The following is an 18,241-nucleotide window of genomic DNA, read 5'->3' as shown; positions in this document are numbered from 1 at the left end:
CACGTTGAAGTAGCCAGTTACCAATAGATACCGTCGAGGTCAGACCAACAGACAGGGAGTAGAGATGAAGATCGCGGTGTTCGGCGCGAGTGGGATGGTCGGCAGCCGGGTGGCGGCTGAGGCGGTCGGTCGCGGGCATGAGGTGGCCGGCGTGACGCGCTCCGGTGGTGCGCTGCCGGACGGCGTCCGTGCGGTGCGGGGGAGCGCGAACGACGTGGCGGCGGTCAAGGAGCTGGCGGCGGACTCGGACGTGCTGGTCGCGGCGATCGGGCCGAGCCGGACCGGCGGCGACCACCAGGACTACCTGGACGCGGTCGACACCCTGATCGCCGCGGTGCGGGGGACGGCGACCCGGTTGTTCGTGGTCGGCGGCGCCGGCAGCCTGGTTGTCAACGGCAACCGGGTGGTGGACGGCCCGGAGTTCCCGGCCGAGTACAAGAACGAGTCGCTGACCGTCTCGCAGGCGCTCGAGAACCTGCGCGCGAGCGACGTGAACTGGACCGTGCTGTCCCCGGCCTTCGTGATCGCCCCCGGCGAGCGCACCGGCGTCTTCCGCCTGGGCCAGGACGAGCCTGTCGGCGACCACATCTCCGCCGAGGACTACGCGGTAGCCCTGATCAACGAGGCGGAAACCCCCGCCCACAACGGCCGCCGCTTCACGCTGGGCTACTGAGCGACTTGCCGAGGTAGCCGCGGGCGAGCATCGTCACCCATTGGTAAACGGCGTCCTCGGCGGGTGCTAGCGGGCCGGGGCGGAAGTGGGGGGACTCCGCGCCGCGTTGGACCGACTCGCAGGCGGCCCAGTCCTCGCGGTTCGTGATGTCCCAGAACTCCACGGCGTACGACGGGTCCGTCACCTCGGGCCGGAAGTACCAGGAGCACTCGATCGCGGTCAGACCCGGTGTGCGCGGCTCGAGGCGATGGGTCATCACGTAGTCGGGATGCAGCGAGAGCAGCAGGTTCGGGAACAGTCCGAGGTAGTTGACCTGACGCGGGTCGACGCCCTCGATCGGGAGCCCGAGCGACCGGCCGTCGAGCGACATCGTCTCGGCGTCCGGTCGCAGGTCCATCAGCCCGCCGACCCACGCGCCGGGCAGGTTCCAGTTGTCGCCCGAGGTCGGCGGCGACACCTTGCACAGCTCGGGATGGATCAGCGGGCAGTGGTAGCACTCGTGGTAGTTCTCCACGATCGTCTTCCAGTTCGCCGCCACGTCGTACGCGTGCCGCGCCTTCAGTACAAGGGTTTCCGGCGCGTACGGCGCGACGAGGTCGGTGATCCCGCCGAGGTGATCCTCGAACGACGCCGCCGTACCGGTCGCGTTCACGAACAGCCACCCGTGCCACACCTCGGCCGGCAGCTCGACGAGCCCGTACGGCGACGTGTCGAAGCAATCACCCATCCGCGGTGCCGCCTTCACCGACCCGTCGAGCTCGTACGACCACCCGTGGTACGGGCACACCACGGCCCGCCGGTCGCTCGTCTCGTCCCGCTCGAGCAGCTCGTGACCGCGATGCCGGCACGTGTTCGCGAACGCCCGCGGTACGTCGCCGAACGTGACAACGGTCGCGATGTCGCCGACAGTCACCTCGCGGTACGACGTACCGTCGGACAGCTCGTCGACGCGGCCGAGGCAGGTCCAGGTGCCGGCGAAGAAGTGCCGGCGTTCCCAGGCGAGCACCTCCGGATCGACGTACGCCGCCCGCGGCAGCATGACCGATTCACCATGCGGCCGCAGCGAGGCTTCCAGTGCACGCGCGTCAACAGGAGGATTCGCCATCCACCAACTTTAGTGCCCCGTGAGTGGCGTGGCTTGGCGCTATCGGCGCCCATGCACGCACCTCGCGGCACTTGGCCAGCGCCCACGATGCTCCGCATCGAGGCCACTGACCAAGCACCCCGATGCACGCACCTGGACACCGCTATCGCTCAAGCCACGCCACTCACGGGGCACTATCGGGCGTGTTCGACGTACTTGCCCAGTACAAAGTCCCAACCCGTGTCGTAGCTGAGGCGGGCCCGGCCGCCGTCGGCGCGGCGTTCCCAGCCGGAGTGCACGAGCTGGACCTGTGTGCCGTCGTCGGTCGCGTCGAACGTCACGGTGACCTGCCCGGCTTCCGAGGGATCCTGCCCAGGGTGCCAGCTGAAGCTCAGCGACTTCGGTGGATCCCAGTCCGACAGGGTGCCCCACGTGGCGATCTCGCCGTCGGCGCCGTACTCGACGATGCGCCCGCCGACGGCGCCCTCCAGCCGTACCTCGTTCGCCTTGGCCTCGCCGACCGAGTGGCTGAACAGCGGCCACCACGCCGACGTCTCCGCGGTGAACGCCTCGAACGCCCGGTCGACCCCGACCGGTACGACGACGGTCTTCACCAACGGCGAGATGTCTTGTTCCACAGTCATTTCCGTCCCTCCTCGGTCTGCCGAACAGTCTGCGTGACATGGTCGGCGTACGCCTGCAACGCGTCGCCCCAGAACTGGTCGAGCCAGCTGCGCAGCTCGCCGAGTCCCGCCTGATGGACCCGGTAGATGTTCCGGGTCCCGCGCGACTCGTGCTGCACCAGGCCGACCGCACCGAGCACCTTCAGGTGCTGCGAGATCGCGGGCCGGCTGACGGGCACGCGCTCGGCCAGCACGCCGACCGAGCACGGCCCGCCGGTACGCAGCGTCTCGAGGATCACCCGGCGCGTCGGGTCGCCCAGCGCGTCCAGCACCGGTCCGGCGGCTTCCAGCGATCCGTAAGTTCCCACGAACGGTAAGCTGCCACTAACCAAGACGAGAGTCAAGAACTCAGTCGAACGGATCGAGGATCAGTCCGGCCTGCTGCGGGTTCCCGTCGTGGACGAGCGCCTCGTGGTTGCCGACGTCGTCGAAGGCGAACCCGTACGCGTGGCCGTCGGCCATCTGGGAATGGATGATCTTCGAGTAGTGGTTGGTGACCGCGTCCTGGTAGAAGTTCGCGTCGTTGGGATCCGGCTGGTTCGGGTTCGTCAGCAGCGTGGAGCGGTTGTAGCCGGCGCACAGGGTGCGGGAGATCGGGCCGCGGACCTGGTCGTTCGGCGCGTCCAGCAACTTGAAGCAGCCGAACACGCTGGCCGAGTCAGGCTTCTGGAACGACGTGACGACGGCGCCGGAGCTGTTCGTGAAGTTCATGACGCCGCCGGACACGCGACCGAAGTACTTGGTGTTCGGCTGGTCGCCGAACGGCGTGACCGTCAGGGTCTCCGAGCTGTACTTCGACCACACGCGGTTGATGTAGTCGTCCATCGCGCTCGCCGGGATCGCCCCGGTCTCGACGCCGAACAGCGGGGAGAGCGCGCGAAGGACCGAGCCGTCGGGCGCCGTCTGGATCAGGCCGCCCCAACCGCCGGGAGCGTTGCGGAGACCGTTGTAGACGGCGTTGTAGCCGCCGGGTTTGAGGTGGCCGGTGGTCTTCGTGGACCCGTCCCCGGCCTTCACGCTGACGGCGTACGGCGCAGAGACCATGTCGACCTGCGTGCTGTTGATCCACAGGCCGCTGTCGTTGAGCGTGTACTCCGACCAGTGGAACAGGATGTTCCGGTTCGGGTCGCTCGGGTTCTGTACGGCGGGTTGCACGAGGCCGCCCGTGGTGAGCTTGAAGACGAGCTTCTGGCCGTAGGAGAAGTACACGCGGCCGGAGAACTTCGGCATCTGGATCGTGACGGACTGCCCGTTGGCTGGTCCGGCGATCGACGCGTCCGGCGCCGGGGTTGGCGGGTTGCCGCCCGCGGGCCAGGCGTGGAACGTCCCCGAGGCGTCCGCCCAGCCCTGCTGCCCGGTGGCGAGGTTCGTGCCCAGGTTGTAGATGTAGACCGCGTCGCCGCGGCCGGAGTTATTCGTGATCGTCAGCGGAATCGTCGCCGGCACGGCTGCGTCGGCCGACCGGTCCGGGGTCGCCGACAGCACGCCGGCCACAGCCACCGCAGCCGCGACGACACCCAAGACTCTGGTTCTGAAGCGCATCTCTTTCTCCTCACGTCGCCTGAGAGAGCGCTCTCATCGTTTCGCGAGAAGGACACCGACTGTCAACACCTCACTACTGTCGGCTTTCCGACAGGAAGGGCGTGTCTGCCAACCCCACGCCTACTGCGGTACGCCTTCGCCGGTCAGGCCGTCGATGGATTCCCGGATCAGGTCGGCGTGGCCGGTGTGGCGGGCGTACTCCTCGATCAGGTCGACGAGGATGTAGCGCAGGCTGGGGGAGTCGCCGTTCCGGCCCTTGTATTGGGCCAGCTGGTCGACGCCGCCGGTGGCGAGAACCTCGGCGACCGCGGCGCGGGAGCGGTCGACCGCCGCCTGCCACAGGTCCATCAGTTCTTCAGGTGAGTCGTCCGCCGCGCTGTGCCACTCGAAGTCAGGGTCGGCGTCCCAGTCGACCGAATCCCACGGTGCTGGGAGTTCCTTGCCGAGGAGCCGGCGGGTGAAGTACTCGTCCTCGACCAGCGCCAGGTGCTTGAGCAGCCCGCCGAGCGTCACGGTCGACGGCGGGTGCTGCTTGTTCAGGCCGGCCGAGTCCAATCCTCCGCACTTCCAGGCGAAGGTACGCCGGTTGCGCTCGAGCGCCCCCAGCAACGTGTCGGCCTCGGGTCCGGCGACCGGCGGCTCGGTGAGCAGTGCGTTGTCCATGGCAAGGACCCTAGCGGGGGTTCCGGACGATCACCTTCCGGAACGTTCAGCCCGCCTGTGATGGTGGCCACCGCCTCGTGGTCGGCGACTCGTCCAGCGCCACGAACTCGGGCGCCGTAAGCGGGCGCACGGACGCTTCGATCGACTCCATCGCGGTCAGCTCGGACTCGGTGACATGCAGGTCGCGCAACTTGCGCGCGGTGATGAACACCCGGCGCTCGAACGACCCGACCGTCCCGTTGTAGGCCTCCACCGCGGACGTGAGCGAGCGCCCGACGCGGCCGAGATGATCGCCCATCGTGCCGAGCCGCTCGTACAGCTCCCGTCCGAGCTCGAAGACCTGTTGCGCCGACTCGGTCAACGCCGACTGGTTCCACGCGTACGCCGCCGCGCGCAGCGTAGCGATCAGCGTGGTCGGCGTCGCGAGGATCACCCGGCGTTCAGCGGCGTACTCGAGCAGGGAAGGCTCGACGTCGAGCGCGGCTGACAGGAACGACTCGCCCGGCACGAAGAGGATGACGAACTCGGGCGACGGGGACAGCCGCGTCCAGTACGCCTTCGCGGCCAACTGGTCGACATGCGTCCGCAGGTGCCGCGCGTGCGCCCGCAACCGGTCCTCACGGAACTCCGCGTCGTCGGACTCACTCGCTTCGAGGAACGCGGCCAGCGGCACCTTCGAGTCGACGACCAGATTCTTGCCCTCGGCAAGCCTCACCACGAGGTCCGGCCGCAGTACGCCGTCCTCGGCAACGGTCGTCGTCTGCTCGGTGAAGTCGCAGTGGGCAACCATTCCGGCGAGCTCGACGGTGCGACGCAGGTGCAGCTCGCCCCATCGGCCACGCACCTGCGGCTTGCGCAACGCGGTCGACAACGAGGCAGTCTCGCGGCGCAACGCCTCACCGCTCATCCGCACCTCGTTCACCTGCTGATGCAGCTGGCTCTGCCACGCCGCACGGCCCTGCTCGAGCTGATTCAGCTGCGCGTGCAGGCGATCCAGCGCTTCCTTGACGACCGCCTGGCCGCCCATCTGCTGCCCGACGCTCGTCCGCTCCTGCGTCAGCTCGACCACCCGGTCCTCGGCCGCGTCCCGCTCGGCCGTGATCCGCGCCAGCGCAGCACCGTCCCGTCCGCGCACCCACAGCACGCCGAACACAGCCCCCAGCAGCAGCCCCACCACAAGGAAGAGCAGGATCAGCAACACCGTCGTACCGGTCATGTCACAGATAGTGCCGAACGCCACCGACAGTTTCTGCGAACCACGCCTACGTACGGGGCGCCGCCTCGAGGATGAACGCCGGGCCGGCGGTGGGAACCGTGGTGACGAGGTCGAGGCCGGCTGCGGCGAGCAGTGCGCGGTATTCGTCCGTCGTCCGCTCGCGTCCGCCGGTCATCACGAGCATGTTGAGGTCCGAGAACGCCGTACGCACGGGATCCGGCGACTCGTCCAGCAATTGCTCCACCAGCAGGAGGCGGCCGTGGGCAGGCATCGACCTCCGGCAGGTGCGCAGGATCTCGATCGACTCGGCATCCGCCCAGTCGTGGATCACCGACTTCAGAACGTGCGCGTCGCCCTCGGGCACGGCGTCGAAGAAGTTGCCGCCGACCACGAGACAACGCTCTGACAGACCCGCGGCGGACAGCAGGTCGTGGGCGCCCGCGACCACGTCAGGCTGGTCGAACAGCACGCCGCTGACCGAGCGATACCGCGACAGGATGCCGATCAACAGGCGGCCACGCCCGCCGCCGACGTCGACCAATGTCCCGAAGCGGCTGAAGTCGTAGGCGTCGACGACCGCGTCGGACAGCGTCTCCGACATGGACGTCATGGCCGCGTCGAAGGCCGCTTGCTCCGCTGGATGCTTCGCGCGGTACTCCCACACCGCTTCGCCATGGACCGCCGGGAACGCCGTCTCACCCGTCCGGATGCTGTCCTCCAAACCGGTGTACGCCTGCCAGTGGGAGCCCTTGCCGATGAAGCGGGCCCAGCCGGCGACCGAGCGCGGTACGTCGGTCCGCAAGGCCGCACCGAGCTCGGTGTTGCTGTACTTCCCGTCGTCGACGGTGTAGAGCCCGAGCGCGGCCAGCGCGTGCATGAGGCGCGCCAACGCCCCTGTGTCCGTTCCGGTGGACTCGGCGAGCTGGGCGAGGCTCTTCGGGCCTTCGGCGAGTACGTCGCTGATGCCGAGCGTGGCGGCGACGTGCACCGCTTGAGTCACCTGATACCCGCTGGTCAGGCGGTGCAGCTCCCGGGAAGCATCCATGGCTCAGTGTGCGACCCGGAGCGCCCGACGTCAGCAGTTCATCGCGGGGAAGGTGTAGCCCTGCGCCTTCAGGAGTGGGAGGACCTTGTCGAGTGCGGCGACGGTCTGGGCCCGGTTGCCGCCGCCGTCGTGCATCAGGATGATGTTGTGGTTGTGCGCGTGGGTGAGGATGTTGTGCACGATCGCGTTCGTGCCCGGGCGGGCCCAGTCGCGCGGGTCGACGTCCCACAGCACCTGGACCATGCCGGCCGCCTTGATGTCGGCGCGGACCTTCGGGTTCGAGGCGCCGTACGGCGGCCGGAAGCAGGTCGACCCGGGTCCGTCGAAGATCTCGTGGTGCCGCTTCGCCGCTGAGATCGCGGTCAGTTGCGGGTGCGTGATCGAGTGGCTGCCGATCGTGTGGCCGGCGGCGAGCACCTGCTCGCGCAGCCCGGGGTGCGCGGTCTGCATCGAGCCGAGCTCGAAGAACGTCGCGTGTGCGCCGTACTTCTTCAGGACCTGCAGGACCTTCGGCGTCCAGACCGGGTCCGGCCCGTCGTCGAAACTGAAGAACAGCACCTTTTTGTTGCCGGAGGCAAATGCTGCGGTCGGGTTCGGGGCCGGCTTGCGCGGCGTCGACGGCGGTGCGTTCAGCGTCGGCGTCTCGGTGGGCGTCGGTGCCGGTGTCGTCGTGCTCTGCGTGGTCGCGGCGGCCGGTCGTGGTTGCCGTTCGTGCCCGAGCGCCAGGACCAGCAACGAACCGACGACGACGGCCAGCGCCACCCCGGTCGCGACGAATGCGGCGAACTTTCGGGACATGACTTCCCCTTGTTCCTAAGGCGGTTCCCCAGCGCCCCCTCAGGCGCGCCCTCACACCACTGAAGACGCCTTACCTCTCAGCTTGGTTGGCGTGGCCGTGTTGCGGTGATGTCTCGACTGTTGCGGTTCCGCCGCGGTGGTACAGCCGGCCCTCCAAGGACTTCACGCTCGCGACCAGCACGAAACTCATGCTCACCAGCAACGACCACGCGCCAAACTTCGCCGGGTGTACGAGCCGCCACACACTCACCTGGTCCGGGTAGTTCCACGCGTCGAGGAACGTGCCGAAGTTCTCCGCGATCCACAGGAAGAACCCGATCAACGCGAACGACAACGCCAGCGGCATCCGGTAACGCCGTACGCCGACCGTGAAGAAGACCCAGGTACGGCGCAACACGACGAGCAGGCCGAGCGCGATCGGGATCCGCAGGTCGGGGATCCACTGATGGGTGAAGAAGTTCGCGTAGATCAGCACCGCGAAGACCGTGGTCAGGATCGGGCGATAGTTGCTCACCCGGAGGTCGAACCGGCGCCACGCCTGACACAGGTAGCTGCCGACCGCGGCGTACATGAACCCGGCGAACAGCGGTACGCCGGCGAGCTTCGTCACCGCATCGCCCGGGTACTCCCACGAACCGACCCGGACCTTGAACAGCTCCAGCCCGAGCCCGACCAGGTGGAACCCGAAGATCACCGCGACCTCACGCCAGGTCTCCAGCCCCACCACCCAGAACAGCAGCGTCAGGCCGAGGCAGTAGATCAGCAGGGCGTCGTACCGGGCGATCGGCAGGTGGATGTACTTCGAGATCGCCAGACCCGCGAACAGGAACCCCGGAAACAGGCACGACACCACCTCCAGCCACCCGAAACGCAGGAATTGCAGGCATCCGAACACGAAGCGTGAGGGAATCCCGATCCGATCCGTCCAAGTGGTCACAGGATGGAGACGTTGCTTGCGATCGCCTGGTTCGCAGAAATAGGAACAGCCTTGGGAGGTGGGGAGCATGGTGGTTTTCGAGACTGACCGGCTCGTGGTGCGTGACTGGGCGGATCCGGACGGCGACCGCGTCTTCGACATCTACCGCCGCTGGGAGGTGTCCCGCTGGCTGGGCGCCGAGCCTCGGGTGATGACCGATCGCGGTGCGGCGACGAAGGCGATCATGCGGTGGAACGAGCGGAGCCGCGAGGCGCCGTACGGCGTCTGGGCCGTGGAGGAACGCGCCACCGGGACGATCGCGGGCACTGTACTACTGGCCCCGCTACCCGACCCGACGGACGGGACCGCGGGCCGCGGCGAGGTCGAGATCGGCTGGCATTTCCACCCGGACGCGTGGGGCCGCGGCCTGGCGACCGAGTCGGCGCGGGGTGCGATCGAGCACGGGTTCAAGGCCGGGATCGGGCAGATCTACGCGGTCGTCCGCCCGGACAACGTCGCCTCGCTGGCCGTGTGCGGGCGGTTGGGGATGCGCCCGATCGGCCGCACCAGCCGCTGGTACGGCGTGGAGCTCGAGGCCTTCCTGATCTGACGCGGATTGGGGTACGGCGGGGTTACCCGCGTAACCTTGCCTCCCGTGGCACTCACCATCGGAATCGTCGGGCTCCCGAACGCGGGCAAGTCCACCCTGTTCAACGCGCTGACCAAGAACGACGTACTCGCCGCGAACTACCCGTTCGCGACCATCGAGCCGAACGTCGGAGTGGTCGGTGTCCCGGACCCGCGGCTGGGGAAGCTCGCCGAGCTGTTCAGTTCGCAGAAGGTGATTCCGGCCACGGTGCAGTTCGTCGACATCGCCGGCATCGTCCGCGGCGCGTCGGAGGGTGAGGGCCTGGGGAACAAGTTCCTCAGCCACATCCGCGAGTCGGACGCGATCTGCCAGGTCACCCGGGTGTTCCGCGACGACGACGTCACGCACGTCGACGGCAAGGTCTCGCCGGCCGACGACATCTCCACGATCCAGACCGAGCTGATCCTCGCCGACCTGCAGACCGTCGAGAAGGCGATCCCGCGGCTGGAGAAGGAAGCCCGGCTGAAGAAGGGGTCGGCGGTCGTCCTGGAGGCGGTGCGCGAGGCGCAGAAGCACCTCGAGGCGGGTACGCCGATCATCGCCACCGGAGTGGACCGGGACGCGATCCGCGAGCTGATGCTGATGACCGCCAAGCCGTACCTGTACGTCTTCAACTGCGACTCCGACGAGCTCGCCGACGAGGAACTGAAGCAGAAGATGCGGGACCTGGTCGCACCGGCCGAGGCGATCTTCCTGGACGCGAAGTTCGAGGCCGAGCTGGTCGAGCTCGGTGACGAGGACGAGGCCCGCGAGATGCTCGCCGAGATGGGCATCGACCAGCCCGGTCTCGACGTACTCGCGCGCGTCGGGTTCGACACGCTGGGGCTGCAGACGTACCTGACCGCCGGTCCGAAGGAGTCCCGCGCCTGGACGATCAAGCGCGGCGCCACCGCGCCTGAGGCCGCCGGTGTCATCCACACCGACTTCCAGCGCGGCTTCATCAAGGCCGAGATCGTCTCCTTCGACGACCTCATCGACGCCGGCTCGATGAACGCCGCCCGCTCCGCCGGCAAGGTCCGCATGGAAGGCAAGGACTACGTCATGCAGGACGGCGACGTGGTGGAGTTCCGCTTCAACGTCTGACGAACCTGATGACGCGTGAAGAGTTCGTCGCGTTCGTCCGACGGGCGCGGCAGGGCGTTGTTGCGACGGTCGACGCCGGGGGTAATCCGGAAGCTGCGCTGGTCGGCCTCGCCGCCACCGACGACGGCGATCTGCTCTTCGACTCGTACACTGCGACCCGCAAGGTCGACAACCTCCGTGCCCACCCAAGGGCCGCCCTGGTGATCGGTTGGGACGGCGGTGTGTCCGTCCAGGTCGAAGGATCTGCGGAGATCCTGTCCGGGCCCGAGCGGGATGCCTACGGGAAGGTCTACCTTGCCCAGTTCCCGGGATCGCGCGCACTCGCCGCCGGGTTCTCGATCGTCCGCGTCGTTCCGGACTGGCTGCGCCACTACGACGCCCGACCCGACCCCGCCCTCGTCATAGAAGGCAATCCCTGGTAGACCCGGTCGGATGATCGAGACGGTTACCAACGACTCCGTGGGCTTGTCACGCCTTCGTACGGTCGACATACCGATCCTGCGGAGCTTCCTGGTCAGCCACGAGCAGGCCGGGCAGACCGTAAGGCTGACCACCGAGTCCGTGGACGGCCGGTCACGGCTGGAGGTGACCTTCTTGGGGGTGGTCGATCTGCAGGTGTCCTGGCCCGACTTCGTTCCCGCGCGCTTGGACGTGATCGACGTCAGGGACATCGCTACGCACCAGCTGGAGAACATCAGCTACCGCGTGGCGGAGGGAGAGGGCTTCTTCGCCTTCTGGTGCAGCGACTTCTTCGCTGTCGTGACCCGCGACGACTGACGGTTTAGGAGACCAGGCGTTTTGGTTCGGTTTGGTTTACCTCGGTCCACAAGGTGTCGAGGGAGAGGCCGAGGACGTCGGCGATCGCGGCGATGGTGGGGAACGCCGGGGTGGCGACGCGGCCGGACTCGATCTTGCGGAGGGTTTCGGGGGAGACGCCGGCGTCGAGGGCGGTCTGGAGCATCGAGCGATCGCCCCGGGCGCGGCGAAGGAGAGTGCCGAGGCGCTCGCCGCGCTCGACCTCCGCGGGGGTGAGCGGCAGCCGGACCATGATCCGATGATAGTACCGGGATAATATGGCCGGTATAGTTATTGGATGCACACGAGAGGCCATGCATGATCGAGATCCTGGACGCCCGCCAACTGGCCCAAGCCAAGCAATCCGGCGCGTTGGTCGGCGGCATCCTGCAGACATTGAAGAGCCGGACCGCGGTCGGCACGAACCTGCTGGACATCGACCAGTGGACTAAGGCCTTGATCGCCGAGGCTGGAGGGCAGTCCTGTTACGTCGACTACGAGGCGTCGTTCGGACGCGGGCCGTTCGGTCACTACATCTGTACGGCGGTCAACGACGCCGTACTGCACGGGAAGCCGTCCGACTACCAGCTCGCCGACGGTGACCTGCTGACGCTCGATCTCGCCGTCTCCCTGGGTGGGATCGCGGCGGACGCGGCGATCAGCTTCATCGTGGGCGGGTCGAAGGCTCCCGAGGACGTCGCGATGATCAGCACGACCGAACGCGCCTTGGCCGAGGGGATCGCGGCCGCTGTTCCCGGGGCCCGGATCGGCGACATCTCGCGGGCGATCGGGACCGTGCTGAGCGCGGCCGGGTACCCGATCAACACCGAGTTCGGCGGTCACGGCATCGGTTCTACGATGCACCAGGACCCGCACGTCTCGAACACGGGCCGGCCCGGCCGCGGCTACAAACTCCGCCCCGGCCTGCTGCTCGCCCTCGAGCCGTGGGTCATGCAGGACACCGCCGAACTCGTCACCGACGACGACGGCTGGACCCTCCGCAGCATCACCGGCTGCCGCACCGCCCACACCGAACACACCATCGCCATCACCGAAACCGGCCCAGAAATCCTCACCCTCCCGAAGGTGCAGGGCTGAGTGTTAGTGGGTGTTTGCGATTTCGCGGGCGGCGTTGCGGACCAGGGTTATTAGTTCGGGTGGGGCTATGACTTGGGCGGCGCCGGCTTGTGCCAGGACGGCGGCTCGGGCTTCGTGGGGGTTTTCGAGGTCGGTGTGGATGATCCACCAGTTGTCCTCGGCGGGGAGCATCGGGGCGGTCGGGCGGAAGCGGCGGACGGCGTGGTCGCGGACCTTCAGGACGATCGGGTACGACGGACGCAAGGCCTGGAACTCGCGCTGGGACTGGGCCCAGTAGGCGGCCAGGTCGAAGTCGGCGGGTCTGGTGAAGACATCGGTGGTGAGCTCGGCCGAGGTCAGGCGGGACAGGCGGTAGGTGCGGAGGCGGCCGTCGGTGCGGGCGGCGACCAGATACCAGGTGCGCGCCTTGGCGACCAGCCCAAGAGGCGAGACCGCAAACGGCCCCCTCCGCGGACCGTCGTCGGTGGGTTCGCCGTACGTGATTTCGAGGCGGCGTTCCTCCCAGAGGGCTTGGCGGCAGAGGTCCAGCCAGCGTGGGGTTTCGCGGCGGTCGTCCCAGCCGGCGTGGTCGATCAGGAGGCGCTGCCGGGCGTACTCGGCCTCGCGGCGAGTGCCTTCGGGAAGTGATGCGATCAACTTCGTGACGGCGAGCTCACTGGACGCGTCGAGGCCGAGGTCAGCGAGGACATGCGCGGTCGCGCCGACGAACACCGACATGACCTCCGACGGCGTCAGCCCGGTCAATCGGCTGCGGTAGTCAGGCAGCAGCGTCCACCCACCAGCGCGCCCGCGGATCGAGTACACCGGAACGCCGGCAAGGCTCAGCGCATCGAGATCGCGCTGGATCGTACGCGGCGAAACATCCAGCGCGGCCGACAGCTGCGCGACCGTCGACTGACCGCGGGTCTGCAGATGCAGCAGCAGTCGGAGGAGCCGTTCGGCGCGCATCCTCCGATGATCTCAGGAAAACAAGCCAGGAGCTGGCGTCTTTTCCCTCTACGGTCGCCACCATGACTGCAGTCGAGGTGGAAAACCTCTCGATGTCCTACAAGGCTCCGGTCCGCAAAGGCGGGCTGCGGGCGGCGTTCGGTTCGCTGGTACGCCGCGAGTACAAAACCGTCCAGGCCCTCGACGAGGTGTCGTTCACGATCGCCCCGGGCGAGGTCGCGGGGTTCATCGGCCCGAACGGCGCCGGCAAGACCACGACGATGAAGATCCTCTCCGGGATCCTGCACCCCACCAGCGGCGCGGTCCAGGTTCTCGACGCTGTCCCGTGGCAACGCCGTTCCGTCTTCCTCAAGCGGATCGCGTTCGTCCGCGGCAGCCAGCCGGTCGGCGGTTCGCAGGAGCTGACCGTGATGGACTCCCTCGAGTATCAGCGCCTGCTGTACGACGTCCCGCGCGCCACGTTCCGCCGTACCCTCGCCGAACTCGAAGCCCTCCTCGAACTCGACCCGCTGCTCGAGCGGCAACTCCGCGCACTCAGCCTCGGCGAGCGGATGCGGGTCGGGCTCGCGATGGCGCTGATCTACCGCCCCGAGGTGCTGTTCCTCGACGAGCCGACGATCGGCCTCGACGTCAGCGCCGCGAGCCAGATCCGCGAGTTCGTCCAGGAGTACGTCGAACAGACCGGCGCGACCGTACTCCTGACCAGCCACTACATGGCCGACGTCGCCTCGCTCTGCCCGCGCCTGATCCTGATCGACAAGGGCAAGGTTCAGTACGACGGTCCGCTCGCGGAACTGTCCGCACGCCTGTCGCCGTACAAACTGATCCGGATCTCCACGCAAGGGGACCCTTCATCGTTCGGCGAGGTGGTCGAGAAGGCGGACGGGCAGTGGGTGCTGCGGGTCCCGCGGGACGAGGTCGCGGGTACGACGGGCCGCCTGCTGCAGGCGTTGGAGGTCGTGGACCTCGCGGTCGAAGAGCCGCCGCTGGAGAAGGTCATCGACCAGGCGTACCGGGAGGGGCTGCGATGAGAACCGCAGTACTGCTGGGATTCCGGCTCCGTCAGGAAGTGCTGGAGTGGTCCGGCGCGTGGTGGTTCCTGCTGACGCTCGTCGTGCAGGCCGTGGTCGCGCCGCTGATCGGGTTGTTCGTCTGGTCCGCGGTCTATCCGGACGATCCGGCGATCGCGCGGTACTACGTCGCGATCATCCTGGTCACGCTGATGACCGAGTCGTTCGAGCAGCACACGTTTTCCGAACGGATCTACAACGGGACGCTCAGCCACGAACTGCTCAGGCCGCAGCCGGTGGTGGTCGGCGTGATCGGCATGAATCTCGCGATCCGTGCCTGGCTGACGTTGCTCGGGGCACCCATCGTGCTGCTCACGGGGATCGCGTTGCAGGTCGGATTCGACGGGTGGGCAGTGCTGCGGAGCACGCCGTACGTCCTGCTCGCGGCCGTGCTCGTTTTCCTGTGGACTTTCCTGTTGTCGTTGACGGCGTTCTGGACGGATCGGGTGCACGCGGTGGTGGGTTTCGGGAGCCAGTTGGTGTTCCTGTTCGGCGGTACGGCGGCGCCGATCGGGTTGCTGCCGGACGGGTTGCGCCGGGTCGCGGAGGTGCTGCCGTTCTACGGGATGAACGGTCTACCGGCGGAGATCGCCGCTGGAACGCGGAGCGGTGGATCGCTGGTCTATCAGCTGGTGTGGGTGGTCGTGCTGGTGGGAGTGGTCATGGTCCTGTGGCGAGCCGGCGTTCGTCGGTACACGGCGGTGGGCTCGTGAAACTCCTTCGTTTGCTGGCGGCAGGCTTCTCGATGTCTCTGCGCCGGAGCGTGGCGTTCCGGGTCAACCTCGTCTTCGACGTGATTCTTGCGTTCACCGGTCTGGGTACGGCGATCGCGGCCGTGCTGATCGTGTTCACCCGGGCCGACACGTTGGCGGGCTGGTCGAAGGCGGAGTTCCTGGTCCTGATCGGCACGTATCAGCTGATCACCGGGCTGCGGACGACGTTCATCGATCCCAACCTGTCGTGGTTCCCCGAGACCGGGATCCGCGAGGGGAAGCTGGACGGCTATCTGTTGCAGCCGGCGCCGAGTTTGTTCCTGTCCAGCTTGTCGTTGTCGTCGCCGCTGCAGCTCATCCAGGTCGTTCTCGGGGTCGGCGTGTTGGCGTGGGGGATCGGAGCCGCTGATCGGTCGCCGGGTGTTGGCGGCGTGGTGAGTTGGTTGGTGCTGGTCGTGGCGGGGACGGTGGTGACCTGGGCGTTGAGCGTGCTGCTGGCTTGCTTGGCGTTCTGGGCGCCGAAGCTGCAGTTGGACGTCTTCTACCACTCGGCCTGGCAACTCGGCCGCTATCCGACGGACGTCTTCGCCCGCCCGCTCCGCATCCTCCTCACCTACGTCTTCCCGATGGCGCTCATCGCCAGCGTCCCGTCAACCGCACTACTCCGCGGCCCTCAACTCGGCGTACTACTCGCCGGAGTGCTCGCAGCAGCAGGTGCCGCCGTCCTAGCAGCGCTAGCTTGGCGGGCTGGGTTGCGTCGCTACACCGGGGCGACCTCGTGAGTGTGTGCGCTAAGAACAGGAGGTGTGCCCGATTCGAGGGCGCTCCGGCGTCCGGTCAGGCGTGCGGGCCGCCATACGTAGACATGGACGTCCTGTTCTTAGGTTCAAAAACAGTGGCTGGACCGAGGGCAGCGGGTTACGGTCGCGGGCATGGTTGACGCTTTGTTCGGGGAGCCTCGGTTGGCGGCGGTTTATGACGCGCTGGATCCGGATCGGGGGGATCTGGAGCACTACGAGGCGATCGTGGCGGAGTTCGGCGCGGCGAAGGTGCTGGACGTGGGGTGCGGGACGGGTGAGTTGGCCTGTCTGCTCGCCAAAGGCGGGGTGGACGTTGTCGGGGTGGATCCGGCGACGGCTTCGTTGAAGGTTGCTCGGGGCAAGGAGTTTGCGGATCGGGTCCAGTGGATCCACGGGGATGCGACGACGTTGCCGCCGTTGCAGGTGGACCTTGCGTTGATGACGGGAAACGTGGCGCAGGTGTTCCTGACGGACGAGGAGTGGGCGGCGACGGTGCGGGGAGTGCGGGCCGCGTTGACCGAGGGCGGTCGGTTCGTGTTCGAGACGCGGGATCCGGCGCGGCGCCAGTGGGAGGAGTGGACGCGCGAGCGTACCCATCAGGTGCGGCAGGTTGCGGGCGGTGAAACGGTGGAGGCCTGGAGCGATCTGCTCTCGGTGGAGCTGCCGTTCGTTTCCTTCCAGGGCACGTACGTGTTCTCGTCGGACGGCGCCGTACTCACGTCGCATTCCACCCTGCGGTTCCGCGACCAGGACGAGGTCGAGCAATCGCTGACAGCGGCCGGGTTCATGGTCGACGACGTACGGGAGGCGCCGGACCGGCCGGGCAAGGAGTGGGTCTTCGTCGCTAGGGCGATTTGAGCAGTGCGGTGAGGGTGTGGTGGGCGGTGCGGGACATGACCGGGTTGGTGTCGACGTAGTACCAGAGGCAGCCGATGGCCTGGGCGAACGACCAGCCCATGCCGCGGCGCCACTCGGCGTCGTCGCTGCCGAGCGCGGTGCGGAACGCCTCGCGGGCGGTGGGATCGAGGAGATTCCACGCGGGCTGCAGATCCATCGCCGGATCCGAGACCGTGAACATGCCGACGTCGATCACGCCCGCCAGCCGGCCGTCCTTGGCGAGCAGGTTGCCGGGCATCAGGTCGCGGTGCGTCCACACGTCCAGTTCGGTGCGCGGCGTCGTTCGCAGGTCGGCCCACAACCGGGTGAGGCCGTCGACGTCGATCATCCCGCGACTGCGCTCCAGGCAGTCCGCGACCCACTCGTCCTGCGAGGTCAGCACCCCGCCACGCGAGGGACTCGTGAACACGCGTCCGTCGGTCGGCTGCGCCCGCAACGCGAGCACGAACCGCGCGAGATCCTCGGCGAAGGCGGTCGACCCGGCGACATCGGCGTCGTACGCGATCGTCCCGTCCACCCAGGTCTGCACTGCCCACGGCAGCGGATAACCAAAGCCGGGTGCACCGATCGCGACCGGCCGCGGCGTCGGGTACGGCGACATCGCGTGCAATCGCCGCGCCGCCTCCGCCTCGCCCTCGAGCTCCTGCCGCACGGCCGCCGCGTCACCGGGCTGGATCGGGAACCGCGCGGCCAGCTCGTCACCGATCCGGAACACCGCGTTGACGGTCCCGTGCGACGGTACGGCGCGAACGGCGAGCCCGCTCCACTCCGGGAACTGCTCCTTGACGAGCCCTTCGACCAGCTCGACGTTCACATCCAGTTGCCCCTCGTGCATCACGCCCAGAAGTATCCGGGAGCTGCGGGTGAGCCGCACACGATTTAGACGAGGACTGCAGAGGCGACCCGAGCTGAGCCGATCCCGCGATTCGGTTTGCCGAGGCGGAAGCGGACCTTGCCCTTCAGTACCGTCCCGGATTCGGCCTGCCCGTCGACGAGTTCCTCACCGGGGAACAGGGTGAACGTCCACCGCTCGTTGTGCTCGCAGTCCGGCGGTGTCGCCCCACACTGCAGCACTCGGGCGCCCCAGACCTGACGGGTCATCCACTGCCGGGTGTCCTGCCCGTCCACCTTGAAGTCGTCCGAGGCGATCACGTCGTTGTAGCTGCCGAGTGACGGCCCGTACGACCCGATCACGCTCACGACGAGCTGCCACGGACGATCGCCCGGCAGCGCGACCCCGGCGGGCAGGCGTTCGTCGAACACGTCGGGTGATGGCGTCGGGCGGACCTCGTCCGGCAGCGGGCCGCGGGTGTCGAGCTTCGCGGGGTCCGGGACGAGGAGTACGCCGTACTCGACCTCGTCGGCGAAGCGGGCGCCGGCGAAGTGCTTGGTCAGCGCCTGCGTGGCATCCTCCGCGTCCTGCCAGGCGAACTCGTCGAGCAGGTACTCGCGGGTGATCGCGGGCAGGCCGCGGTCGCGGACGAGGGCGGCGACCGGCGCGGTGTTCCAGGCGGCGACGAGCCGATCGAGGGACGAGGCAACGAAATCGTTCATCCCGGAGGAGGCTA

At 67.9% G+C, this 18,241-nt stretch carries 23 protein-coding genes; 10 read left to right on the top strand and 13 right to left on the bottom strand.

The window, feature by feature from the left end; genetic code table 11:
- Positions 1-64: 64 nt before the first annotated feature.
- Positions 65-673, top strand: a complete 609-nt coding sequence (locus ACLJOO_RS02580) for an NAD(P)-dependent oxidoreductase (RefSeq protein WP_410785133.1) — start codon at positions 65-67, stop codon at positions 671-673.
- Here ACLJOO_RS02580 and ACLJOO_RS02575 read toward each other — a convergent pair.
- The 9 genes from ACLJOO_RS02575 to ACLJOO_RS02535 all read right to left on the bottom strand — a co-directional run bounded on the left by ACLJOO_RS02575 (position 657) and on the right by ACLJOO_RS02535 (position 8,641).
- Entirely contained in the window at positions 657-1,778 is a 1,122-nt protein-coding gene (locus ACLJOO_RS02575) for an aromatic ring-hydroxylating oxygenase subunit alpha (RefSeq protein ID WP_410785132.1), read from the bottom strand. The two genes, ACLJOO_RS02580 and ACLJOO_RS02575, sit on opposite strands and share 17 nt — an antisense overlap.
- A 173-nt stretch (positions 1,779-1,951) precedes the next feature.
- Complete coding sequence (locus tag ACLJOO_RS02570; RefSeq protein WP_410785131.1) at positions 1,952-2,401, bottom strand: SRPBCC domain-containing protein; 450 nt, start codon at positions 2,399-2,401, stop codon at positions 1,952-1,954.
- Positions 2,398-2,748: an ArsR/SmtB family transcription factor gene (locus tag ACLJOO_RS02565; RefSeq protein ID WP_410785130.1), complete on the bottom strand. Its 351-nt coding sequence runs from the start codon at positions 2,746-2,748 to the stop codon at positions 2,398-2,400. Before ACLJOO_RS02565 ends, ACLJOO_RS02570 begins: the two co-directional genes overlap by 4 nt.
- A 40-nt stretch (positions 2,749-2,788) precedes the next feature.
- Complete coding sequence (locus ACLJOO_RS02560) at positions 2,789-3,982, bottom strand: glycoside hydrolase family 64 protein (protein ID WP_410785129.1); 1,194 nt, start codon at positions 3,980-3,982, stop codon at positions 2,789-2,791.
- Between the two features lie 120 nt (positions 3,983-4,102).
- A complete protein-coding gene (locus tag ACLJOO_RS02555) occupies positions 4,103-4,645 on the bottom strand; it encodes a DinB family protein (RefSeq protein ID WP_410785128.1) in 543 nt (180 codons plus the stop codon).
- A gap of 46 nt (positions 4,646-4,691) precedes the next feature.
- Positions 4,692-5,861, bottom strand: a complete 1,170-nt coding sequence (locus ACLJOO_RS02550) for a DNA recombination protein RmuC (protein WP_410785127.1) — start codon at positions 5,859-5,861, stop codon at positions 4,692-4,694.
- 46 nt (positions 5,862-5,907) lie between these two features.
- Positions 5,908-6,906 carry a methyltransferase gene (locus ACLJOO_RS02545; RefSeq protein ID WP_410785126.1) on the bottom strand — a complete coding sequence of 333 codons (999 nt, stop codon included), beginning with the start codon at positions 6,904-6,906 and terminating at the stop codon, positions 5,908-5,910.
- 30 nt (positions 6,907-6,936) lie between these two features.
- Positions 6,937-7,704, bottom strand: coding sequence for a polysaccharide deacetylase family protein (locus ACLJOO_RS02540; RefSeq protein WP_410785125.1), 768 nt, complete (start codon positions 7,702-7,704; stop codon positions 6,937-6,939).
- A 70-nt stretch (positions 7,705-7,774) separates the two neighbouring features.
- Positions 7,775-8,641, bottom strand: a complete 867-nt coding sequence (locus ACLJOO_RS02535; RefSeq protein ID WP_410785124.1) for a DUF817 domain-containing protein — start codon at positions 8,639-8,641, stop codon at positions 7,775-7,777.
- A gap of 67 nt (positions 8,642-8,708) precedes the next feature.
- Between ACLJOO_RS02535 and ACLJOO_RS02530 the strand changes: the two genes are divergently transcribed.
- Genes ACLJOO_RS02530 through ACLJOO_RS02515 form a run of 4 tightly spaced genes read left to right on the top strand, consistent with a single transcriptional unit; the run spans position 8,709 to position 11,129 of the window.
- Entirely contained in the window at positions 8,709-9,230 is a 522-nt protein-coding gene (locus ACLJOO_RS02530; protein WP_410785123.1) for a GNAT family N-acetyltransferase, read from the top strand.
- Positions 9,231-9,275: 45 nt separating this feature from the next.
- Positions 9,276-10,352 carry a redox-regulated ATPase YchF gene (gene ychF / locus ACLJOO_RS02525; protein ID WP_410785122.1) on the top strand — a complete coding sequence of 359 codons (1,077 nt, stop codon included), beginning with the start codon at positions 9,276-9,278 and terminating at the stop codon, positions 10,350-10,352.
- 8 nt (positions 10,353-10,360) lie between these two features.
- Positions 10,361-10,774 (top strand): pyridoxamine 5'-phosphate oxidase family protein, encoded by a 414-nt coding sequence (locus ACLJOO_RS02520; protein WP_410785121.1) that lies wholly within the window; start codon positions 10,361-10,363, stop codon positions 10,772-10,774.
- A gap of 10 nt (positions 10,775-10,784) precedes the next feature.
- The gene (locus ACLJOO_RS02515) at positions 10,785-11,129 is read left to right on the top strand and encodes a hypothetical protein (protein ID WP_410785120.1); all 345 of its coding nucleotides are present in this window, start codon (positions 10,785-10,787) and stop codon (positions 11,127-11,129) included.
- Between the two features lie 4 nt (positions 11,130-11,133).
- On the opposite strand, the gene ACLJOO_RS02510 is transcribed toward ACLJOO_RS02515, so the two are convergent.
- A complete protein-coding gene (locus ACLJOO_RS02510; RefSeq protein ID WP_130384096.1) occupies positions 11,134-11,400 on the bottom strand; it encodes a helix-turn-helix domain-containing protein in 267 nt (88 codons plus the stop codon).
- Positions 11,401-11,465: 65 nt separating this feature from the next.
- On the opposite strand from ACLJOO_RS02510, the gene map reads away from it, so the two are divergent.
- A complete protein-coding gene (gene map / locus ACLJOO_RS02505; protein ID WP_410785119.1) occupies positions 11,466-12,245 on the top strand; it encodes a type I methionyl aminopeptidase in 780 nt (259 codons plus the stop codon).
- A 3-nt stretch (positions 12,246-12,248) separates the two neighbouring features.
- Here the strand turns inward: map and ACLJOO_RS02500 are convergent, their stop codons facing one another.
- Positions 12,249-13,193: a helix-turn-helix transcriptional regulator gene (locus ACLJOO_RS02500; protein WP_410785118.1), complete on the bottom strand. Its 945-nt coding sequence runs from the start codon at positions 13,191-13,193 to the stop codon at positions 12,249-12,251.
- 62 nt (positions 13,194-13,255) lie between these two features.
- Between ACLJOO_RS02500 and ACLJOO_RS02495 the strand changes: the two genes are divergently transcribed.
- The 4 genes from ACLJOO_RS02495 (at position 13,256) to ACLJOO_RS02480 (ending at position 16,634) form a co-directional block, all read left to right on the top strand.
- Positions 13,256-14,224, top strand: coding sequence for an ATP-binding cassette domain-containing protein (locus tag ACLJOO_RS02495; protein WP_410785117.1), 969 nt, complete (start codon positions 13,256-13,258; stop codon positions 14,222-14,224).
- Complete coding sequence (locus tag ACLJOO_RS02490; protein WP_410785116.1) at positions 14,221-14,976, top strand: ABC-2 family transporter protein; 756 nt, start codon at positions 14,221-14,223, stop codon at positions 14,974-14,976. The genes ACLJOO_RS02495 and ACLJOO_RS02490 overlap by 4 nt, the downstream gene beginning before the upstream one ends.
- Entirely contained in the window at positions 14,973-15,758 is a 786-nt protein-coding gene (locus ACLJOO_RS02485) for an ABC transporter permease (RefSeq protein ID WP_410785115.1), read from the top strand. Before ACLJOO_RS02490 ends, ACLJOO_RS02485 begins: the two co-directional genes overlap by 4 nt.
- A 150-nt stretch (positions 15,759-15,908) precedes the next feature.
- On the top strand, positions 15,909-16,634 hold the full coding sequence (locus tag ACLJOO_RS02480) for a class I SAM-dependent methyltransferase (RefSeq protein ID WP_410785114.1): 726 nt from the start codon (positions 15,909-15,911) through the stop codon (positions 16,632-16,634).
- On the opposite strand, the gene ACLJOO_RS02475 is transcribed toward ACLJOO_RS02480, so the two are convergent.
- Positions 16,621-17,508 (bottom strand): aminoglycoside phosphotransferase family protein, encoded by an 888-nt coding sequence (locus ACLJOO_RS02475; protein ID WP_410787108.1) that lies wholly within the window; start codon positions 17,506-17,508, stop codon positions 16,621-16,623. The two genes, ACLJOO_RS02480 and ACLJOO_RS02475, sit on opposite strands and share 14 nt — an antisense overlap.
- Before the next feature lie 44 nt (positions 17,509-17,552).
- A complete protein-coding gene (locus ACLJOO_RS02470; protein ID WP_410785113.1) occupies positions 17,553-18,227 on the bottom strand; it encodes a hypothetical protein in 675 nt (224 codons plus the stop codon).
- Positions 18,228-18,241: the final 14 nt, after the last annotated feature.

The sequence above is a fragment of the Kribbella sp. C-35 genome (assembly GCF_046549195.1).
In the GTDB taxonomy this organism is placed as follows: Bacteria; Actinomycetota; Actinomycetes; order Propionibacteriales; family Kribbellaceae; genus Kribbella.
This window is presented reverse-complemented; position numbering and strand designations above follow the sequence as displayed.